Here is a 351-nt window from a genome sequence, read left to right on the forward strand (position 1 = left end):
GTGCCGACGATTGCAACAAACTTCATTATTTAGCAGCCTCCTTTTCCGCTTTGGCCAAGGCTTCTTCTTCCATTTTAACTTCTTCATCATTGGCAATGGCAAAGCATTCAAAGTCACGCAGACACTTGTCCAAGAACTTGATCGTGCTGGGATCGGTAATGTCGCCATTTTCGTCAAACAGATTCTGGGCAAAACTCATAAAGAAGTCTTCTTTTTGGAACACCCGCGCGTTGACCCCTGGTGAGATCATGACGTCGCGCAGGTCGACTTGAGCCCGCGAAGAACCTTGCGCATCAGTTGAAGCCCCCACCAAAAGCACCGGCTTGTTGGTAAATGGATGCAGCTGGTAAG

Annotated in this window: 1 protein-coding gene; it reads right to left on the reverse strand. The window is 48.7% G+C overall.

Annotated features, from left to right (window positions below; all coding sequences use genetic code 11):
* Positions 1–25: 25 nt before the first annotated feature.
* On the reverse strand, positions 26–351 hold a 326-nt coding region (locus LI126_RS14605), incomplete at its 5' end, for an NADPH-dependent FMN reductase (protein WP_442919976.1).

Origin of the sequence: Mediterraneibacter sp. 210702-DFI.5.30 (assembly GCF_020560115.1) — a bacterium.
GTDB lineage: Bacteria > Bacillota > Clostridia > Lachnospirales > Lachnospiraceae > Mediterraneibacter > Mediterraneibacter faecis.